Source organism: Yoonia sediminilitoris (assembly GCF_003058085.1).
Taxonomy (GTDB): Bacteria; Pseudomonadota; Alphaproteobacteria; order Rhodobacterales; family Rhodobacteraceae; genus Yoonia; species Yoonia sediminilitoris.
In genome coordinates, this window is record NZ_QBUD01000005.1 from 140,613 (window position 1) to 157,083 (window position 16,471).

Annotated in this window: 19 protein-coding genes and 2 pseudogenes; 15 read left to right on the forward strand and 6 right to left on the reverse strand. The window is 55.6% G+C overall.

All coding sequences use genetic code 11. From position 1 onward, the window contains the following. Nucleotides 1-219 precede the first annotated feature (219 nt). Genes C8N45_RS11990 through C8N45_RS23430 form a run of 3 tightly spaced genes read right to left on the reverse strand, consistent with a single transcriptional unit; the run spans nt 220 to nt 2,261 of the window. Nucleotides 220-1,305 carry a tetratricopeptide repeat protein gene (locus C8N45_RS11990; RefSeq protein WP_108386496.1) on the reverse strand — a complete coding sequence of 362 codons (1,086 nt, stop codon included), beginning with the start codon at nt 1,303-1,305 and terminating at the stop codon, nt 220-222. Then, a complete protein-coding gene (locus C8N45_RS11995; protein ID WP_245882646.1) occupies nt 1,305-1,754 on the reverse strand; it encodes an OmpA family protein in 450 nt (149 codons plus the stop codon). The genes C8N45_RS11990 and C8N45_RS11995 overlap by 1 nt, the downstream gene beginning before the upstream one ends. Before the next feature lie 39 nt (nt 1,755-1,793). After that, a complete protein-coding gene (locus C8N45_RS23430; protein ID WP_211095467.1) occupies nt 1,794-2,261 on the reverse strand; it encodes a hypothetical protein in 468 nt (155 codons plus the stop codon). A 604-nt stretch (nt 2,262-2,865) separates the two neighbouring features. Between C8N45_RS23430 and C8N45_RS12010 the strand changes: the two genes are divergently transcribed. Both C8N45_RS12010 and C8N45_RS12015 read left to right on the forward strand, forming a co-directional pair. Then, nucleotides 2,866-3,027, forward strand: a complete 162-nt coding sequence (locus tag C8N45_RS12010; protein WP_108386566.1) for a DUF1328 domain-containing protein — start codon at nt 2,866-2,868, stop codon at nt 3,025-3,027. A 35-nt stretch (nt 3,028-3,062) separates the two neighbouring features. Then, nucleotides 3,063-3,272 (forward strand): hypothetical protein, encoded by a 210-nt coding sequence (locus C8N45_RS12015; RefSeq protein WP_108386499.1) that lies wholly within the window; start codon nt 3,063-3,065, stop codon nt 3,270-3,272. 41 nt (nt 3,273-3,313) lie between these two features. Here the strand turns inward: C8N45_RS12015 and C8N45_RS12020 are convergent, their stop codons facing one another. Beyond that, nucleotides 3,314-4,120 (reverse strand): response regulator, encoded by an 807-nt coding sequence (locus C8N45_RS12020; protein WP_108386500.1) that lies wholly within the window; start codon nt 4,118-4,120, stop codon nt 3,314-3,316. A 103-nt stretch (nt 4,121-4,223) separates the two neighbouring features. Between C8N45_RS12020 and C8N45_RS12025 the strand changes: the two genes are divergently transcribed. The 3 genes and pseudogenes from C8N45_RS12025 (at nt 4,224) to C8N45_RS12035 (ending at nt 6,642) form a co-directional block, all read left to right on the forward strand. Continuing rightward, nucleotides 4,224-4,388 (forward strand): regulator, encoded by a 165-nt coding sequence (locus C8N45_RS12025; RefSeq protein ID WP_108386501.1) that lies wholly within the window; start codon nt 4,224-4,226, stop codon nt 4,386-4,388. Then, a pseudogene (locus C8N45_RS12030) lies at nt 4,385-4,939 on the forward strand (RNA polymerase sigma factor). The gene C8N45_RS12025 and the pseudogene C8N45_RS12030 overlap by 4 nt, the downstream one beginning before the upstream one ends. Then, on the forward strand, nt 4,936-6,642 hold the full coding sequence (locus C8N45_RS12035; RefSeq protein WP_108386502.1) for a sensor histidine kinase: 1,707 nt from the start codon (nt 4,936-4,938) through the stop codon (nt 6,640-6,642). The pseudogene C8N45_RS12030 and the gene C8N45_RS12035 overlap by 4 nt, the downstream one beginning before the upstream one ends. 322 nt (nt 6,643-6,964) lie before the next feature. On the opposite strand, the pseudogene C8N45_RS23635 reads toward C8N45_RS12035, so the two are convergent. Further along, a pseudogene (locus tag C8N45_RS23635) lies at nt 6,965-8,019 on the reverse strand (AI-2E family transporter). 111 nt (nt 8,020-8,130) lie between these two features. Here C8N45_RS23635 and C8N45_RS23235 point away from each other — a divergent pair. Continuing rightward, a complete protein-coding gene (locus tag C8N45_RS23235) occupies nt 8,131-8,307 on the forward strand; it encodes a hypothetical protein (RefSeq protein ID WP_168769468.1) in 177 nt (58 codons plus the stop codon). Nucleotides 8,308-8,407: 100 nt separating this feature from the next. Here C8N45_RS23235 and C8N45_RS12055 read toward each other — a convergent pair whose 3' ends face one another. Then, entirely contained in the window at nt 8,408-8,596 is a 189-nt protein-coding gene (locus C8N45_RS12055; protein WP_108386567.1) for a PLD nuclease N-terminal domain-containing protein, read from the reverse strand. A 208-nt stretch (nt 8,597-8,804) separates the two neighbouring features. Between C8N45_RS12055 and C8N45_RS12060 the strand changes: the two genes are divergently transcribed. The 9 genes from C8N45_RS12060 (at nt 8,805) to pqqE (ending at nt 16,465) form a co-directional block, all read left to right on the forward strand. Further along, complete coding sequence (locus C8N45_RS12060; RefSeq protein ID WP_108386506.1) at nt 8,805-10,040, forward strand: DUF2254 domain-containing protein; 1,236 nt, start codon at nt 8,805-8,807, stop codon at nt 10,038-10,040. A gap of 319 nt (nt 10,041-10,359) precedes the next feature. Then, complete coding sequence (locus C8N45_RS12065) at nt 10,360-10,623, forward strand: CsbD family protein (RefSeq protein ID WP_309498882.1); 264 nt, start codon at nt 10,360-10,362, stop codon at nt 10,621-10,623. Nucleotides 10,624-10,906: 283 nt separating this feature from the next. Continuing rightward, on the forward strand, nt 10,907-12,505 hold the full coding sequence (locus C8N45_RS12070; RefSeq protein WP_168769469.1) for a sensor histidine kinase: 1,599 nt from the start codon (nt 10,907-10,909) through the stop codon (nt 12,503-12,505). Between the two features lie 9 nt (nt 12,506-12,514). Further along, nucleotides 12,515-13,186: a response regulator transcription factor gene (locus C8N45_RS12075; RefSeq protein WP_108386508.1), complete on the forward strand. Its 672-nt coding sequence runs from the start codon at nt 12,515-12,517 to the stop codon at nt 13,184-13,186. A 91-nt stretch (nt 13,187-13,277) separates the two neighbouring features. After that, nucleotides 13,278-13,379, forward strand: a complete 102-nt coding sequence (pqqA, locus tag C8N45_RS12080) for a pyrroloquinoline quinone precursor peptide PqqA (RefSeq protein ID WP_108386569.1) — start codon at nt 13,278-13,280, stop codon at nt 13,377-13,379. A 23-nt stretch (nt 13,380-13,402) separates the two neighbouring features. Further along, nucleotides 13,403-14,299, forward strand: a complete 897-nt coding sequence (pqqB, locus tag C8N45_RS12085) for a pyrroloquinoline quinone biosynthesis protein PqqB (RefSeq protein ID WP_108386509.1) — start codon at nt 13,403-13,405, stop codon at nt 14,297-14,299. Next, nucleotides 14,296-15,051 (forward strand): pyrroloquinoline-quinone synthase PqqC, encoded by a 756-nt coding sequence (pqqC, locus tag C8N45_RS12090; protein WP_108386510.1) that lies wholly within the window; start codon nt 14,296-14,298, stop codon nt 15,049-15,051. The genes pqqB and pqqC overlap by 4 nt, the downstream gene beginning before the upstream one ends. 5 nt (nt 15,052-15,056) lie before the next feature. Beyond that, a complete protein-coding gene (pqqD, locus tag C8N45_RS12095) occupies nt 15,057-15,332 on the forward strand; it encodes a pyrroloquinoline quinone biosynthesis peptide chaperone PqqD (RefSeq protein WP_108386511.1) in 276 nt (91 codons plus the stop codon). Continuing rightward, entirely contained in the window at nt 15,332-16,465 is a 1,134-nt protein-coding gene (gene pqqE / locus C8N45_RS12100) for a pyrroloquinoline quinone biosynthesis protein PqqE (protein ID WP_108386512.1), read from the forward strand. Before pqqD ends, pqqE begins: the two co-directional genes overlap by 1 nt. Nucleotides 16,466-16,471: the final 6 nt, after the last annotated feature.

A 16,471-nucleotide genomic window follows, 5' to 3' on the forward strand; every position in this document is an offset into this window, starting at 1 on the left:
GAAAGAAGTATGCTTCACAGGAATGAATGTCGGTATGGGTCATACGCCCTAGGGTCAGGGCGTTGCACAGAAAAGCGGGTTTTTCGGAGTCGGAAAAACCGACACAAAAGATGCCATCCGTTGGCGTTGAGACTGGGCATCGCTGGGAGACCAAGTCTGGGGGCATCTCAGTTGGTGTCTGGTATGTTTCATAACGCCCGAAAAAATCTAACCATTCCGCTACCGGTATGCATTGAAATGTACCACAATTTCTCCGGGAAGCGTACCACCTACCACTTGCTTGATCGGGACGACTGGCCCGGCAGCCGGTAGATAGCTGGCAATTTTGCTCGCAGTTTCCAGATCAGAGGCAAACCCATAGCTAATGTAATAATTCTCTGCTTCTGGCCTTGCATCCCTTTCAACATGCACCCGGAAGCCGTCATCTCGAAGTTGTGAGGCAAATATGTTTGCCGCCGCTTCCATGCCACTGATGTCGGGGTCCACCACAAACGTAATCCTGCCCGCCTGCGGCACTTCGCCGGCAGATGACTGCCAATCGGTCGACATGTAGTCACTTCCATCTGCTGCAATGCTGCTGACCCGCCAAACAGCACCGTCACTTTGGAACATGTCGACTGTTAGAAGCCCTGAACCGTTCGCAACGGCAACGTACTCGTCATCTGTGTCGGTTTCACCAAGCTCTGGTAGATTCGCGACTTCGACCAAGACTTCGGGTGCCGAGGTATTCCAGATCAACTCAATTCCAGTTGATCCAACCTCGGCGAACGTAATCGCAGGCGCTGTAAGTAGATCCGGTGCCAACTCAATTGATATCGTCTTTTCGGCTGCGGCAGGCAGTTCTGGCGTGGCTTCGGCAAACCAATAAGCTGCTTGCCTCAAATTCTGAGGGATCCCATCGCCGGTCTCGAACAACAATCCCAGGTTATATTGCGCCCGTGTGTGCCCGCGGAGCGCAGCACGCGTGTACCAAAGCTGCGCTTGCTGCGCATCCCTTGGTCTCCCAAGTCCGGCGTCATACATGATCGCCACATTAAACTGCGCCTCGGCCAGCCCGAGTGTCGCCGCCTGAAGATACCAGTCAAGCGCCATATCTTGGTCGCGTCCTTGGCCGTACCCACGATCTGCGAGCAAACCCAAGCCCAACATCGCTTCAGCGGAGCCTTCGCGCGCCTCTTCAAGCCAGCGTTCCTGCGCCGTTATGAAGTCACGGTTTTCAAATGCATCTGCGCCGGTGCCTTGCGCCCGGGTCAAAAGCGGGCACAAGGCAACCAAAGCAGCCAATGGGAGCGTGAAATGTCTCATTAGCGCCAGCTAATCTCGACGACGCGGTTCTCTTCTTCGGCAACACCATCCGGCGTTGCGACCTGCAGTTCGCTGTTTCCGCGACCCAGAACCTGTAGCCGTTCAATTGGTATTCCACGATTGTTCAAAGCAGTCGCTACTGCTGTCGCGCGTTGCAATGACAGGTTCAGATTTTGACTTGGGTCGCCCACTTTGTCTGCGCCGCCTGCGACAATCATCACAAATGGATCACCCTCGCGGAACGTACGCACCGCACGATCAAGCGTTTCCGCCTGATCTGCACTGATTGCGGCGCTGCCAGATTCGAAATAGACCTTTAGCCATGGTGTTTCTTGCGTTTGCGCAACAGCTGGTGTTGCCTCAGTGGCGGTCTGCTGCGCCAAAACAAGTCCGGGGGTAGCGATAAGGCTGAGAGCAACCATCAGTGATTTAGCTTTCTGGATATTCATCGATTTTGTTCCTTCGATTGAGAGTTTGGGTGGAGGTAGTTAGGGGCTGCCTTGTGTTGCCGGGGTCATTGCTGCATCGGCAACCAACACGTCGATACGTGCGATTTCGTCTTTGGGTGCAAACCATGTAAGATCGACCAGGGAGGCGCCATAGCGGTCAGCAAGTTGACCGGCAGCAACAGCATCCCGGGCACGATAGAACCGCACTTGGTTTGACGTGATGGCAATTTCTGAGGGCCTAAGTTCAAAACTGTCGGGGCGCACGTTCCTCATCATATCTGCGACGACATATGATCCCTCACTGCTTGATTGAACGGCGAATGTAACTTGTCCAAAAGAAGGAAATGTCGGCCTACAGTCCTTGCAAATGAAGGGCATAGATGGTGCGGCTTGTTGCAGCATGCTTGGTCGCGTCATCGGAACATATGCGTCTGTCATCACCTGAGAGACGGCCAGAGAATTGCGGGGCGTTTTCGGTACAGTTAACGTCGGCGCGCGATCCATCATTGATGGTTCAATTCGCGCAGGCAACGTCATGAAAGGCTTTGACGGACCTGCCGGCAAAACCGGTCTGGGCGGTGCTACATTCGATAATCGGGTGACCGTTACACTTGCTTCGGCGTCTGGCACGCTTACCGAGATGGCGTTAATCGCAGCGGGAATTCGCAATTCTACCAATGGCTGGTCGACAACCGCAAATGTGGGGGTTGGTGCTGTGAATGAAGCATCCCATGTCATAAGGGACCCAAAAAGAAAAATGCCGATGGCAACACATGATCGAGCGACAAGCGCACGGTTCTGGCGACGTTGACACTGTTGCTCACGTGCAGTCAGTTGTATGCGCTCGATCCAGGTCGTTCTGGCAGCGTGCGCCGCAGTGCGATGCATTATTGGTGAAAGTGCCCTTCCGCGCGGGCGATACCTACGAACGGGACGAGAAGGATGACGTACGGACTGCAGACTTTTCTGTAATTGCCAGGTCGTTTTAACAGCCTGCGGCTTTTGAAAACCAAACCAAGGCAAAATTGCGGAACCCCAGCCCGCGTCGTCGGTTAATTGTGCAGCAAGTGCCGCATTCTTGCCGCGCACAAAAAACTAAAGGATGAACGAAATGCTGGGTTATGCTCTTATTTTTCTTGTTACGGCACTGATCGCCGCTTTGTTTGGATTTGGCGGGATCGCCTCGGCCTCCGCCGGGATCGCCCAAATCCTGTTTGTGATCTTCCTTGTGTTGTTCGTGGCAACCCTGATCATGCGAGCGCTGCGCAATTGATCACTGTCCCGCCCCCAGCAAGGAAAGGAACAATCATGACACATGCACTGAACATCGCGGCACGACCCAGAGACATCTCGACCGGTTTGTGCGCACTCGAAGAACACGAGCGCGTTGCACAACAGTTGCATGCATTGGTTTGGATTGACGCTAAACAGAACAACCCGGTGACAGAGGGTCTTGCCACCGCGCGGTCAGCATTTCACCAAAAGGCAGCCGGGATGCTCAAAGCTCTTGTGGCGTGATTGCAATGAGCCCCGCGCATATAGCTGCGCGGGGACATCTGTCATTTCAATGTGGCCGTTGACGCAAAAAACATGGCCTGACTGACAGCGGATTGCACCTGTGCCTCGTGAAAAGGCTTGGAGATCAGAAACGCAGGCTCTGGCTTGTCGCCCGTCAGCAGGCGTTCCGGGAAGGCCGTAATGAAAATGACCGGCACGTCCATAATGCCCAGCAGATCATGAACAGCATCAATCCCTGACGAATTGTCCGCCAATTGGATGTCCGACAAAATCAGGTCGGCATTGCCATCGCCGCCCATTTCGACAGCTTCCTTGTGGGTGCGTGCAACACCGATGACCTCGTGCCCCAGCCCTGCAACGATGGCCGTCAGGTCGGCTGCGATGATCGGCTCGTCTTCGATTATCAGAACGCGGCCCTGCACGCTGGTGGCCAGCTCTGCGTTGGCAACACTGATCAGGCGCCTGACCTCTTCCACATCGATTTGGATAATCTTCGAGATATGGTCGATGCTGAAGTCTTCTATTGTACGCAGCAACAACGCTTCGCGCGAGTTCGCTGTCAACTTTGCCAACAGGCCTTGGGCACGGCTCCGCAAAGCATCGTCCGAGTCTGCCAACTGTTGACCCGATGTAACCCAGATCGCATGGAAACACTTGAATAGGTTTACCTTTGTCGGGTCACCATTTTCAAAAGCCGTGCGATCCTTCAGAATGGCTTCCAGAGTGGCGATGGTATATTGATCACCGCGTGCCTGCGACCCCGTCAGGGCGCGGGTGTAGCGCCTGAGGTATGGCAATTCAGCCGCGATCAGATCGGACAGGTTCGCCTCCGCTTCAGTATCGTTCATCTTCTGTCCTTTTTTCAGTTATCCTTGGAACCGAACGCAAGGGATCGCAGTTGGTTCCCGTGATTGTGTAATATTTACGGTGAAAGATGAGGCTCAAGGCGACATGGCAAGCGACATAGATCCCAAACAGCAAAGAATTGCGCGTCTGATCGATGAAAATCTCAAGCAAGTCTTTTTAGAATTGGAACGCGACGAAATGCCTGATCAGATCGTTGATCTGCTGAACGTTCTGCGTGTGCAGGATGCTGAAATCAAGGGCAAAAAATGAGCGAACCTGACCCCAAAGACGAACTGGTCACGCATCTGCCAGCACTGCGCGCCTTTGCGCTCAGCCTGACGCGCAACCGTGCGACAGCCGATGATATGATGCAGGATACAGTCCTGAAAGCATGGTCCAACATGGATAAATTTACGCCCGGCACAAACATGCGAGCGTGGCTTTTCACCATCCTGCGCAACAATTTCTAAACAAGCCGCCGCAAATTCAAACGCGAAGTCGCCGATATCGACAATGCATTTTCTGACCAGATGTCCGTCAAGCCCGACCATGACGGGCGCTTACAGATGCAGGACTTCAAGGTGGCCTTTGACCAATTGCCCGATGAACAACGCGAAGCACTCATCCTCGTCGGCGCGTCAGGCTTTTCCTACGAAGACGCCGGAGAGATGTGCGGCGTCGCCACCGGAACAGTCAAGAGCCGCGTCAACAGGGCCCGCGCACGCCTGATTGAACTGCTGCACCTAGATGATGATGACGCGCTGGAATTGACCGACAATGCGACAATGGCGGTTGTCGGCACGCCCGGACTACCCTCTTGATACAAAATCACTGGTACAACAGCCTGCGTGTACAGATCGTGCTGCTTCTTACACTGGCGCTTTTGCCGTTGGGCGCGGTCGCGATCTATCAGACCGACAGGGTCGCGAAAGAATCCGAACATAATGCCGAACTTGCCCTGCTGGCACTGACAGAGCAGGCCGCCCAAGGCGAGGAAGCGACAATCGAACGGGCATTTGGTGTTGGACGGTTTCTTGCGACCATCGCCGGGCAACTAATTGCCAACCCCGCACTCTGCACCTCTTATCTTGAACAGTTTGCGGATGGCGTCGAGTCTTACAGCGTCATCGGGGTTCTGCCAAAGTCTGGCATATTGGCCTGTTCGTCATCCGGTGGGGCATATGACGTCACGCAGATACCAATTCTCATGGATGCTATTGCGGCCCAAAAGCGCAACATCGTGGTTGTTCAGGATGCACCGCTCAGCGGCACATCTGTTTTTGTGGTATTGGAGCCCTATCGGATCGCGGGTCGATTTGCGGGCTTTGTGACGATTTCAATCCCGCACAACGGTGTGCCGGACACGTCGCAGGATCTGACCGATTTGGGGCTTCAGGAACTATTTACTTTCAATGCCGATGGCAATCTTCTGACAGCGCGGGGCGACATGCAGGAAGCTGTTGCTGAACTGCCCGCCGATCGGTTATTACAGGACCTCGGATCGTCCGCCGGCTTTGCCTTCCGGGGCCAGAATGCGCTTGGGGAAAGGCGCACCTACACCGTTGTGCCTATTTCTGACAGCTCCGCCAACGTGCTTGCAGTTTGGCGCGGCAGCGACGGTGTGGCAAGCAATGCCACCGTCTTTGTGCGCCCTACGTTGTTTCCGGTATTGATGTGGGTCGCAAGTATGTCCGTTGCCTTGCTGTCAATCTACCAGCTGGTTCTGCGCCCGATTTCGCGATTGCGTAAAGACATGGACGCGTTCGCCGAAACCCGCGCCATCGCGCCCCCTGCCCGCGCGCACTCGGAACCAAGTGAGTTTCAATCCCTCAAAGCCAATTTTGCACGCATGTCGCATGATATTGTCCTGGACGAGGCAGAGCTTGAAAATTCGCTGCGCGAAAAGAACGTTCTGGTCAAAGAAGTGCATCATCGGGTCAAAAACAATTTGCAACTGATTTCCTCGATCATGAACATGAAAATCCGCACAGCACAGCATGATGAAACAAAGAACGTCCTTGGACGTCTGCAAGACCGAATCCTCAGCCTCGCCATGATTCACCGCGACCTTTATCAGTCGCAGCATGGCGGAATGGTGAATGTTGGCACGTTGGTTGCGGAAATCGTGCAAAAGTCACTTGAGGTCGCAGTCACCTCCGATGCCGATGTCGCACTTTCCACCGACATCGACCCCGTGCTGCTTTTTCCCGACCAGGCCTTGCCACTGTCGCTACTAACAGCTGAAGGCATGACCAACGCAATGAAATATCTGGGCGCGCAGAGCACCGAAAGGCCATGGCTGAAAGCAACCCTGAAGCAAAGTGGCGATACTTGTGTCTTGACGCTGGCAAACTCGGTCGGTGATGTGAAAACGGCTGAAAGCACCGGGCTTGGCGCGCAGTTGATCAGCGCGTTCGGTATCCAACTGGGGGGCAGGATCGACACCGATGAAACCGCAGAAAGCTATACACTGACGGTCACCTTCAAGGTTGCGGACTTTGAACCTGAAGCACGCGATTTCTGATCATGACAGCGCATGGCCCAGGATTCGACTTTCTACTGGCGGCAAGAGAAGTTTCCTTGAGTTCGAGCGCGCCTTCAAGAGGGCAACAGCTGAAATTCATACCGGTTTCAGTATCTTTGGCCCGACCGCAAGGACCTGCTGAAATAGCAGACCGATCTGCTTGTGCCGCATCTGTTTCCGCAGCCGCAACCTTGCCCGTCAGCTTGCCAAAGGGGCACGCGAAAATCTGCAATTGTCGCTTATCCTGATCCTGCCAGCCGCACCGGAAGAAATCGCTTTCGACGCAGACCTCGGCGGTGATGCCGCGCGAGACTGTACAGGATTAACGGTTCCTGAGCCTTCTGTATCTGTGGTTTGCTATGTTGCCCCCGTCAGCCGCCTTCGCCGAGGTTGCTGACGGGGCGGTGTATGGCATCCCCGGCGTGCCCGACGAAATGGTCTGGCCCGACAAGCCCTTATATATCGTCAGCCCCCAGATCAGGATCGGGATTGCAATAATCCCGCCTATCGGCCCCCAGAACCATAGCCAGAAAACAAGCGACAAAAAGATCAACAGTGGATTGACCGATAGTCTTTTGCCCACAAGCGTGGGCGTCACAATCTGCAATTCTGTGCCGTTCATGGCCAGATAGGTGGCCGCTGGCAAAAAGCTGACAGCACCATCAAACAAGACGATACCCGTCACGAGCAACATGGCGATCATCGCTATCGGCCCAACATAGAGCACAAAGTTCAAAGCAAGGGCCAGGACACCCCAAAGCACAGGTTGATAGCCGTGATCGTAAGCACATAGCGCGAGACTTGTTTGCCAGCATCGCGCAGTTCATCTTCGCCAAACCGTTTGAATGTCTTGCTTGTCCATTCGTAGATGGCGTTGCGCGACATCAAAAAGAAGTACAGCGTACCGGTGAAAATCAGGAACTGCGCTGCAAATTGCGGTGCCACGAACAGCGCATCCGTGACAGAGGGCATCGCCACGGCCCCCCGTTCACTGTCACTGCCCGCAGGCTCTATCGCTTGCGCCACATCATCGGTCATCTGTTCGACCCCGCGCAGCATACGTTTCAACTCGAAAATCGAGGATCGCAGCTCGTCCCGGATAACAGGTGCCTGACTAAACACCTGTGTCACGTAGGGCTCGATCGCGAGTACAAAAATCAGGATGGTCAGGATCGCCAGCGCAACAGAAATAAAGGCAGCCAAAGCGGGCGGCACACGCAGCCGGTCCCAGAAGTCGGACAATGGCGTCGGCACAATACCTAGTAACAACGACGCGACGATGGGCGCGAAAATATCCTTTGCCTGATGATGTACGGCAAAGACCACGAAAATCGTGAGAATGGTCAGGCAAATAGTCGGGACGGTCCGCTGCGGCATGAAATTTTCTTTCGCCAGTTAACGTGCCGCCCTCAAAAGCGTTCCACTATTTTTCGGAACGCTTTTCGATGCTGTGCGTTAGTCCACGAACCCAGGAAAAGGAGAATGACAATGTCAGCACCGCAAACAAATGTCGAAAAACAAGCCAAAAGGCACAGGTTTCCGCTGCTTGGGATGGGCGGCGTCGTGATTTTGGCGGGTTTGCTCTTTATCGCCCTGTTGACGTGGACCGCCTATAATGCGGACGATGCGCAGGCACCTGCGCCAGCGACGCAAGCCACTCAATAACGGATCGACCCGCGACGCGTGATTTCGCGTCGCGGGTCGCCATGCATTTAACCGGGCTCATCTTCAATTAAATAACGCCGCCTGACACTACTCTTCCAGTTCAAGCGGGGCTTTGATTTGAGCGTGGACCTGCCAGAAACCAGATAATAAAACCGATGATGGGCAGAACAAGAACAAGAAGAGTCCAGATAACCTTTGCTCCGACAGAAACCCTTGCGCTGATAATCGAAATGATCGCCCAAAGATTCAGGGCCAAGACAATAATTCCGCCTATGCCAGCATATTCCATCTTACAATCCTCCACATGGGTTGGTTTATTCAGTCCCAACCCATAGTCCGCGAAAAGGTTCCACAAGGATTTGAACAAGAACCGCGATGTCTCTTGTTGGGAGTGTGTGATCGACATGCAAACGCGTGACGGGGTTCACGACAGCGGGACACAGTGAAAGGACAACAAGATGCATACCGCGACGCGGCAAGTTCGGACGGACAACTGAATGGGCAAGGGCGCACTACTTTTGAAGCTGCTACAGGATGTCAGGGCAAGCTATTGGTTCTTGCCATCGATCCTTGTTCTGCTTGGGCTGGTTTTGGCAAGTGCGATGCAGTGGGTCGATCGTAACATCGCGATGTTGCCCGTCGGCCTGCCAGCCGACGTCATTGCGACACAAGCCGAAGGCGCACGATCCCTGCTTGCCGTGATCGCCCAGTCAATCATTGGTGTGACCGGGGTTATGTTCTCGATGACGATTGTCGCGGTTTCGTTTGCCTCCGGCAACTTCGGCCCGCGCCTGATCGAGAACTTCATGCGGGACCAAGGCAATCAATGGAGCCTTGGCATTCTGATTGCCACCTTTGTCTACGCTATCGTCGTGCTGAGTTCGGTTCTGGACGGGGTCACCGGCGGAGTCACAGAATTTGTGCCGCAATATTCGCTGTTGGTCGCGCTGGGGCTGACTTTGCTTTGCGTCTTTACCATGATCTATTTCGTCCACCATGTGCCCGAAACAATCAACGTCAGCAGGATTTCCGCCAGTTTGGGCACCCGGTTGGAGGCGCAACTGCGCGGCTTGATTGATGCACGATCCGACCCGCATGAACCGGTTGATTGGCCAACCCGCGCGGCATCCGTCCACGTCAATTCGGTGCGTTCGGGCTATATCCAGACCTGCAATTTCGAGCGGTTGCATGATTTGGCCGACACGCACAACTGGTACATAGAGATGGAGCCAGCCATCGGTGATTTCATCAACACTGAAACTCATGTCTTTGCGGTCTGGGCCGGCGATGCGTTGACAGATGCGCAAATCACTGACCTGCAAGACTGCTTTGCCGTCGGGATGGAGAGGACAGAAAACCAGAACCCATCATTTCTGGCACATCAACTGGTCGAGATGATTGCACGCGCGCTGTCGCCGGGGGTCAATGACCCTTACACAGCGCTGGACTGCCTGAACCGGCTTTCCGCAGCCCTGACAGTTGCATCGGTCTATGACGGGGGCCTTGACGGGATGAACACCGGACGTGTGCGCCATCAAGTACTTGATTTTGAAAGGTTATTCTCAGTCACATTTCCCCAGTGTGCGCAATATATAAAACCCGATGATCTGACGCGAAAACACGCGCTTGGACTGCTCGAGCAGCTTGCTGCTGTCGCCCGCACTTCGGACAAATCGGTCATATCTGCCGAAATAGAGCAGCTTTCCAGTTATGATGGAGCGACGGAGCGATGAAACGGTTCATCTAGCTCCACATCAAAAGCTAAACCCGATCAGCAGCGCCCAAAACCTGACACCAAGTCCCGCCCAGCTCAATCTGATGCGGCTGGCTGATAGGTTCTATGTCGGTCAACTTGGCGCGTAGGAACTCACCGCGCTGTCTTTCACATTTCCGGTTAGCTCTCTGTCTCTCGTCTTGCCATCCGGCTTGGTGCGGGGGCCTCATCGATAGTGTCCCGCAACGCCGACCGCAGCGGAAACCGAGAAAATTTTGGAACCATCTGGTGATCTGTGTGTTGGGTCTGTGTCACGGGTCGCAACAGCGGCACGTCAAATGAAAACAGGCTGGCGCACTGCGAAATTCTCGATGGGCGCGGCCAACGACCGAAAGGATATGCAGATGAATTGGGACCAGATCGAAGGCAAATGGAAACAACTTTCAGGCAACATCAAATCCAAATGGGGCGACCTGACGGACGATGAAATCGCCGAGATTGACGGCGACCGTGATGCCCTGGAAGGCAAGATTCAGGCCAAATACGGCAAGTCAAAAGAAGAAGCCAAGCAAGAGGTCAGTGCGTTTATCGACGCGCTATGACGGCAGGCTCCATAAGTGCGGCTTTTCTTTTGCTTCAAAAGGCCAAGGTAAGAAAGCTATAGTATCTAATTGGAAACGCCGGGCGATGTTTATCTGCCCGGCGTTTCGTTTTTGTTTTTCCGGTCGGGCCTGGCAACAGTCGCTTCAAATGATCGGCGTTCATGGCTGACATTTGACGTCAAGACATGGAAATATGCATAACGCTCGCGCACTCTCTGCGGATCAACTCTGGCCAACGCGTAAACCATGGTTCATGCTCGATCAGCGTCCAGAGGGTAATAAGATGATGCGCAGTTTGCGGGCACGGCTGGCAGTCGGGGCAGCGATGATTGGATTGATTGCCGTGCTGGCCAGTGGTCTGACCGTTCGGGGCATGACCCAGATGTCGGCGCAGGTGCAGGTTGCCGTGACCACTGAAAAACGGATCGCGCGATTTTCAGGTTTGGCCAGCCAGATCAGTTCTCTGATTGTCGTTCTTTATGAAGTCGCGCAGCGCGGTGTCACGGCCGATTTGCGCGAAGCAAGACTGGAGGGGTTGAAAGACAACATCCGCCGCAACTTTGCAGAGATCAGAAAGGAGCTGGATGCCGATGTTGGCGCGGCCGATCAATCTGATCTGGATGAACAGTCACGCCGCGCCACCCAAAGCATCGGCATAGCCCGTATGGAAGCGCTGTTCGAAACCACTTTGGAACAGTTTGAAACCGCCGTCGAAGAAACGCCGCCCAACCAGCGTGCCGCCCGGCTGCAAGGCCAGATCAATGCCTTTTCGATGGGGTTTGACCCGCTCCTGAACAGTGCAATCACCTACGAACGCCGCACCCGCGAGGCGGCGATTGCACGCGTTGCGGAATTGCGCGACAGCCTGACGCAAGCTGCCTTTGCGGTGGCGTTATTGGCGATTTTTCTTGTCTCGGGGTTCTACTTTTTTCTGGTACGGCCCCAACTGTCGCGGCTGGATCAATTGCGCAATGCCTCTGCTGAGATCGGTCGTGAAAACTTTGCGGTTGCCCTGCCGGACGCACAACGCGACGAAATCGGGCAGCTTTTTGCGGCGACCAACCAGATGGCCGCCTCTCTGGCTGACCGGCGCGCCGCTGTGAACCGCGAATGGGACCGCCTGAATCAGACAATTGCCGAGAGAACCGAAGCATTGCGCACCGCAAACCAAGCCTTGTCCCAAAGAGATGAGGACCGTCGCCGGTTCTTCGCTGATGTCAGCCATGAATTGCGCACGCCCCTGACGGTGATTCTTATGGAAAGCGAGTTGGCGCTCAAGTCCGGAGCCGCTGCCGACAGCCCGCTGGGCATTATTCACGAACGCGCACGCCGTCTGAACCAACGCATCGACGACTTGCTTCGGATCGCACGGTCAGAGGCAGGCAAGCTGACGTTGGAAGACACTGCCTTTGCATTGGACGCTGCCGCGCTAGCTGCCGTGTCTGACATGCGCAGTCTTGGGCAAAATGCCGGCGTTGCAATTGAAACCGCCTTTGCCGCCGATACCATGGTTCAGGGCGACCCCAACTGGACCCGGCAAGTGATCACCGGGTTGATCGAAAACGCGCTCCGCCACGCGGCCAAGGGCGGCCTGATCCGCCTGACGGTCGACACGACAGACGATACCGCCCGCGTTCACGTCGTTGACAATGGCCCGGGCATAGCGGCCAGTGAACTGCCGCGGATGACAGAGCGTTTTGCCCAGGCCGCGAACGGGGCCACAAAATCGGAAGGGTTCGGTATTGGGCTGTCGCTGGCCAACTGGGTGATGACGCAGCAAGGGGGGCAACTCAACATCGAAAGCCCCACGCCTGAACCGTTCCGTCTGGGCGCTGCAACCGGAACTAAGGTGACGCTTTCACTGCCTTTGGCGCAGGTCTAGCATGGCTATATGACCCAGACTGCAATCTTGATCGTCGATGACGACCCCGAAATCACAAGTGCCCTGGCCCGTGGTTTGCAGATGCACGGCTATGACACAGCAACGGAAAGCACCGCGGAAGGTGCCGAACGCCGCTTTGCGGACCCTATGATTGCTGCCGCGATCATTGACGTGATGATAGGGCAGGACAGCGGCATTGATCTGGTCAAACGGTTGCGCGGTGCGGGGCATCATAAACCAATTCTGATGCTATCCGCCTTGTCCGAAGTTGACGACCGCACTGCCGGGCTACAGGCCGGGGCCGATGACTATGTGGTCAAACCCTTTGCATTTGACGAATTGGTTGCCCGTCTGAAGGTCCAGCTTCAGCGTGCCGCCAAATCCATTTCACAGCCCTGCCAGCTTGACCCGGTGTCACGCACTGTGCAGGGCCCAACGCAAACTGCGCAACTGACCGAACGGGAGTTCGACCTGTTGGCGATGCTGCATGAGAAAGCAGGCACACCCATTTCGCGCGGCGAGATTTTTGACCAGCTTTGGGCGAACGAAGGGACATCATCGGAAAATGTGGTTGATGTCTACATTGGCTATCTGCGCAAAAAACTCGATCCGGCCGAAGATTTTCGCATGACAATCAAGACGATACGCAATCGTGGCTTTGTGCTTGAATACCTGCCCTGACGGGCTGTTTCTTATTTTTTCTTAGAACATAAAGTTTGACTGAATCACGCATTAATATGCATCTTCAGAGCGTCAGATGGAGGAGAATATCATGGCTTGGACAAAACCAGTGATCCGCGAAATCGAATGCGGCATGGAAATCAACATGTACGGTCCCGAGAACGACGACCGCACAAACGAAGACCTGTTTTAAGAACGACTGCGCGGGGGACCCTGATGGTATTCCGCGCATCTATTCTTGGGGCTGCTGCCGGAGGTGGCCTGCCGCAATGGAATTGCGGCTGCCAGAATTGCAATCTGGCAAGACGCGGCGAAATCCCTGCTCAAAGTCAATCTTCGGTCGCCGTCAGCGCAAATGGTGCGGACTGGGCCATTTTGAATGCGTCCCCCGACATTCGCGACCAGATGGCAAGAACTCCCCCCTTGCATCCAACTGACCTGCGGGTCAGCCCCTTGAAGTCCGTGCTGCTGACCAATGGTGATATTGACCATGTGGCAGGTTTATTGACCCTGCGCGAACAGCAACCTTTCAACCTGTTCGCCACGCACGACATCCACGAGGTTATTGCCGCCAATCCGATTTTTTCGGCGCTCAAGCCCGATATCGTGATCCGCCGCACCATCGCCCTGAATCAACCATTTGAACTTGTCACCGGGGTTGAGGCCACGCTGTTTGCCGTGCCGGGGAAAGTGCCGCTGTATCTGGAAGGCGACGAGGTACAGACCGACCTTGAAGGCGAACAGACCGTCGGCGTGCATCTGAAAACGGACGCGCATGATGTGTTCTACATCCCCGGATGTTCTGCGCTGAAACCCGACCTGCGGGGCAGGCTTGATGGCGCTGATATGGTGATGTTTGACGGCACACTCTGGCAGGATGACGAAATGCTCGCCGCCGGTCTGAGCCAGAAAACCGGCAATCGCATGGGCCATATGTCCATGTCGGGGCCTGATGGATCAATGGCCGCCTTTGACGGACTGAACATTGGCCGTAAGGTATATGTGCATATGAACAACTCTAACCCGGTGTTGCGCCCTGCCTCTGATGAACGCGCACAGGCCGAGGCCACCGGATGGACAATCGCGCAAGACGGGATGGAGATCGCCCTATGACACAAACCAAAGCAGAATTCGAAGCCCGGCTGCGCCAGATCGGAGCTGAACGCTATCATGACAAACATCCGTTTCATCATCTGCTCCACTCAGGGGGCTGCACCCCTGATCAGGTCCGCGCATGGGTCATCAATCGCTATTATTATCAGTCACGTATTCCCATGAAGGACGCGGCTTTCATGAGCAGGGTCGAGGACCCCGCCCTGCGCCGCGCGTGGCGATCCCGCATCGAAGATCATGACGGCACGACTGAAAACGAAGGTGGCATAGCGCGCTGGCTGCGTCTGGCCGATGCGGTTGGACTGGACCGAGACTATGTGGCCAGCGCCGAAGGCGTGCTACCCGCCACCCGCTTTGCGGTTGATGCCTACGTGCGCTTTGTGCGCGATGAAACATTGCTGGAAGCCGTCGCCGCATCCCTGACTGAACTTTTCGCCCCCAAGATCCACGCGCAAAGGATCGAAGGACTGTTGGCGAATTACGCCTTTGCCGACGACAGCAGCCTGTCTTATTTCAAAAAGCGGCTGACGGAGGCCCCCAAGGATGTGGCATTCGGCCTGTCTTCGGTCTTGGACCGCGCTGACACGCTTGAAAAGCAAGATGCAGCGGCCAAGGCCCTGATTTTCAAAACCGATGTGTTGTGGTCACAACTGGATGCATTGCATTCCGCCTATGTTGATCCTGCACGGATTCCCCCCGGTGCGTGGCAGCCCGGCACCTATCTGGCGCCCGGCATGGCGCACGCCTCATGACCCGAATGCTCACCTCTGACGCGGTTCCCACGTTGCCCCGCGGGGTGCGTTTGCACTGGGACCGCGTCCGCGAAAAATGGGTACTTCTCGCCCCCGAACGGGCAGTCGCACTTGACCAGATCGGCCATGCGATCCTGTCCGAAGTTGACGGTGCGGCAAGTTTCGAGGCAATCACATTTGCCTTGGCCGAAAAATATGGCGCGCCGCGCGAACAGATCGCCGAGGACGCGGGCGAATTTTTGCGCGGCCTGATGAACCGCCGCTTTCTGGAGGTCTGCTGATGGATGGTGCCACCCCTCAGGATTGGCGGGCAGAAGGCAAGGCGCGGGGCATTCCGGCCCCGATTGCAATGCTGGCCGAACTGACCCACCGCTGCCCGCTGTCGTGCCCCTATTGTTCCAACCCTGTTGAGCTGGCCCGCAAATCGTTAGAGCTGGACACCACCGACTGGGTTCGCGCTTTTCAACAAGCCGCTGATCTGGGTGTGCTGCAATTGCACATGTCAGGGGGTGAACCTGCGTCGCGCCGCGACTTGATCGCGCTGGTTACGGCGGCGCGTGATGCGGGGCTCTACACCAACCTGATCACCTCTGGCATAGGCTTAACCGAAAAGCGGCTGCACGAACTTGACGCGGCGGGTCTGGATCATATCCAACTGTCCCTGCAAGGCACGGACGCGGCGATGGCCGACAGAATTGGCGGCTACAAAGGCGGTTTTGATCGCAAGATGAAGGTCGCCAGCTGGATCAAGGATATCGGCTTTCCGCTGACCCTGAACACAGTCTTGCATCGGCAGAACCTGCACCAATTGCCCGATGCGATTGATATGGCCGTCGAGATGGACGCGCGACGGATCGAAGTGGCGATTGTCCAGTTTCATGGCTGGGCCTTAGGCAACCGCAGCAGCCTGATGCCAACAAAGGAACAGGCCGCAGAGGCCAGCCGCATCGTGGCAGACGCCCGCACAAGACTGAAGGGCACATTGGTGTTGGATTATGTGCCGGCAGACTATCATTCAGACTACCCCAAACCCTGCATGGGTGGCTGGGGGACAACTGGGCTGAACATTGCACCCGACGGCGAAGTGTTGCCCTGCCACGCGGCACAGACAATCAAATCGCTGACTTTCGACAACGTGCGCGACAAGGACCTGGCCGATATCTGGTACCGCGGGGCGGCATTCAACGCCTACCGCGGCGACAGCTGGATGCAAGAACCCTGTCGGTCCTGCGACCGCAAGAAAAAGGATTTTGGCGGCTGCCGCTGTCAGGCCATGGCCCTTGCAGGTGATCCGGCGGCAACAGACCCGGTTTGCGTCAAATCCCCGTTCCATGCGGAAATGCAGACCCGTGCAAATCAGTTTGCAGCAGATGACGGGGCCGAACTGCACTATCGTAGCCAGCCACTTGCCTAGCGAGCA

Coding starts and splice junctions, on each gene's coding strand:
- C8N45_RS11990 (WP_108386496.1), bottom strand. CDS start 1,305: ATGAGACATTTCACGCTCCCATTGGCTGCTTTGGTTGCCTTGTGCCCG.
- C8N45_RS11995 (WP_245882646.1), bottom strand. CDS start 1,754: ATGAATATCCAGAAAGCTAAATCACTGATGGTTGCTCTCAGCCTTATC.
- C8N45_RS23430 (WP_211095467.1), bottom strand. CDS start 2,261: ATGATGGATCGCGCGCCGACGTTAACTGTACCGAAAACGCCCCGCAAT.
- C8N45_RS12010 (WP_108386566.1), top strand. CDS start 2,866: ATGCTGGGTTATGCTCTTATTTTTCTTGTTACGGCACTGATCGCCGCT.
- C8N45_RS12015 (WP_108386499.1), top strand. CDS start 3,063: ATGACACATGCACTGAACATCGCGGCACGACCCAGAGACATCTCGACC.
- C8N45_RS12020 (WP_108386500.1), bottom strand. CDS start 4,120: ATGAACGATACTGAAGCGGAGGCGAACCTGTCCGATCTGATCGCGGCT.
- C8N45_RS12025 (WP_108386501.1), top strand. CDS start 4,224: ATGGCAAGCGACATAGATCCCAAACAGCAAAGAATTGCGCGTCTGATC.
- C8N45_RS23235 (WP_168769468.1), top strand. CDS start 8,131: ATGTCAGCACCGCAAACAAATGTCGAAAAACAAGCCAAAAGGCACAGG.
- C8N45_RS12055 (WP_108386567.1), bottom strand. CDS start 8,596: ATGGAATATGCTGGCATAGGCGGAATTATTGTCTTGGCCCTGAATCTT.
- C8N45_RS12060 (WP_108386506.1), top strand. CDS start 8,805: ATGGGCAAGGGCGCACTACTTTTGAAGCTGCTACAGGATGTCAGGGCA.
- C8N45_RS12065 (WP_309498882.1), top strand. CDS start 10,360: ATGAAAACAGGCTGGCGCACTGCGAAATTCTCGATGGGCGCGGCCAAC.
- C8N45_RS12070 (WP_168769469.1), top strand. CDS start 10,907: ATGATGCGCAGTTTGCGGGCACGGCTGGCAGTCGGGGCAGCGATGATT.
- C8N45_RS12075 (WP_108386508.1), top strand. CDS start 12,515: ATGACCCAGACTGCAATCTTGATCGTCGATGACGACCCCGAAATCACA.
- pqqA (WP_108386569.1), top strand. CDS start 13,278: ATGGCTTGGACAAAACCAGTGATCCGCGAAATCGAATGCGGCATGGAA.
- pqqB (WP_108386509.1), top strand. CDS start 13,403: ATGGTATTCCGCGCATCTATTCTTGGGGCTGCTGCCGGAGGTGGCCTG.
- pqqC (WP_108386510.1), top strand. CDS start 14,296: ATGACACAAACCAAAGCAGAATTCGAAGCCCGGCTGCGCCAGATCGGA.
- pqqD (WP_108386511.1), top strand. CDS start 15,057: ATGCTCACCTCTGACGCGGTTCCCACGTTGCCCCGCGGGGTGCGTTTG.
- pqqE (WP_108386512.1), top strand. CDS start 15,332: ATGGATGGTGCCACCCCTCAGGATTGGCGGGCAGAAGGCAAGGCGCGG.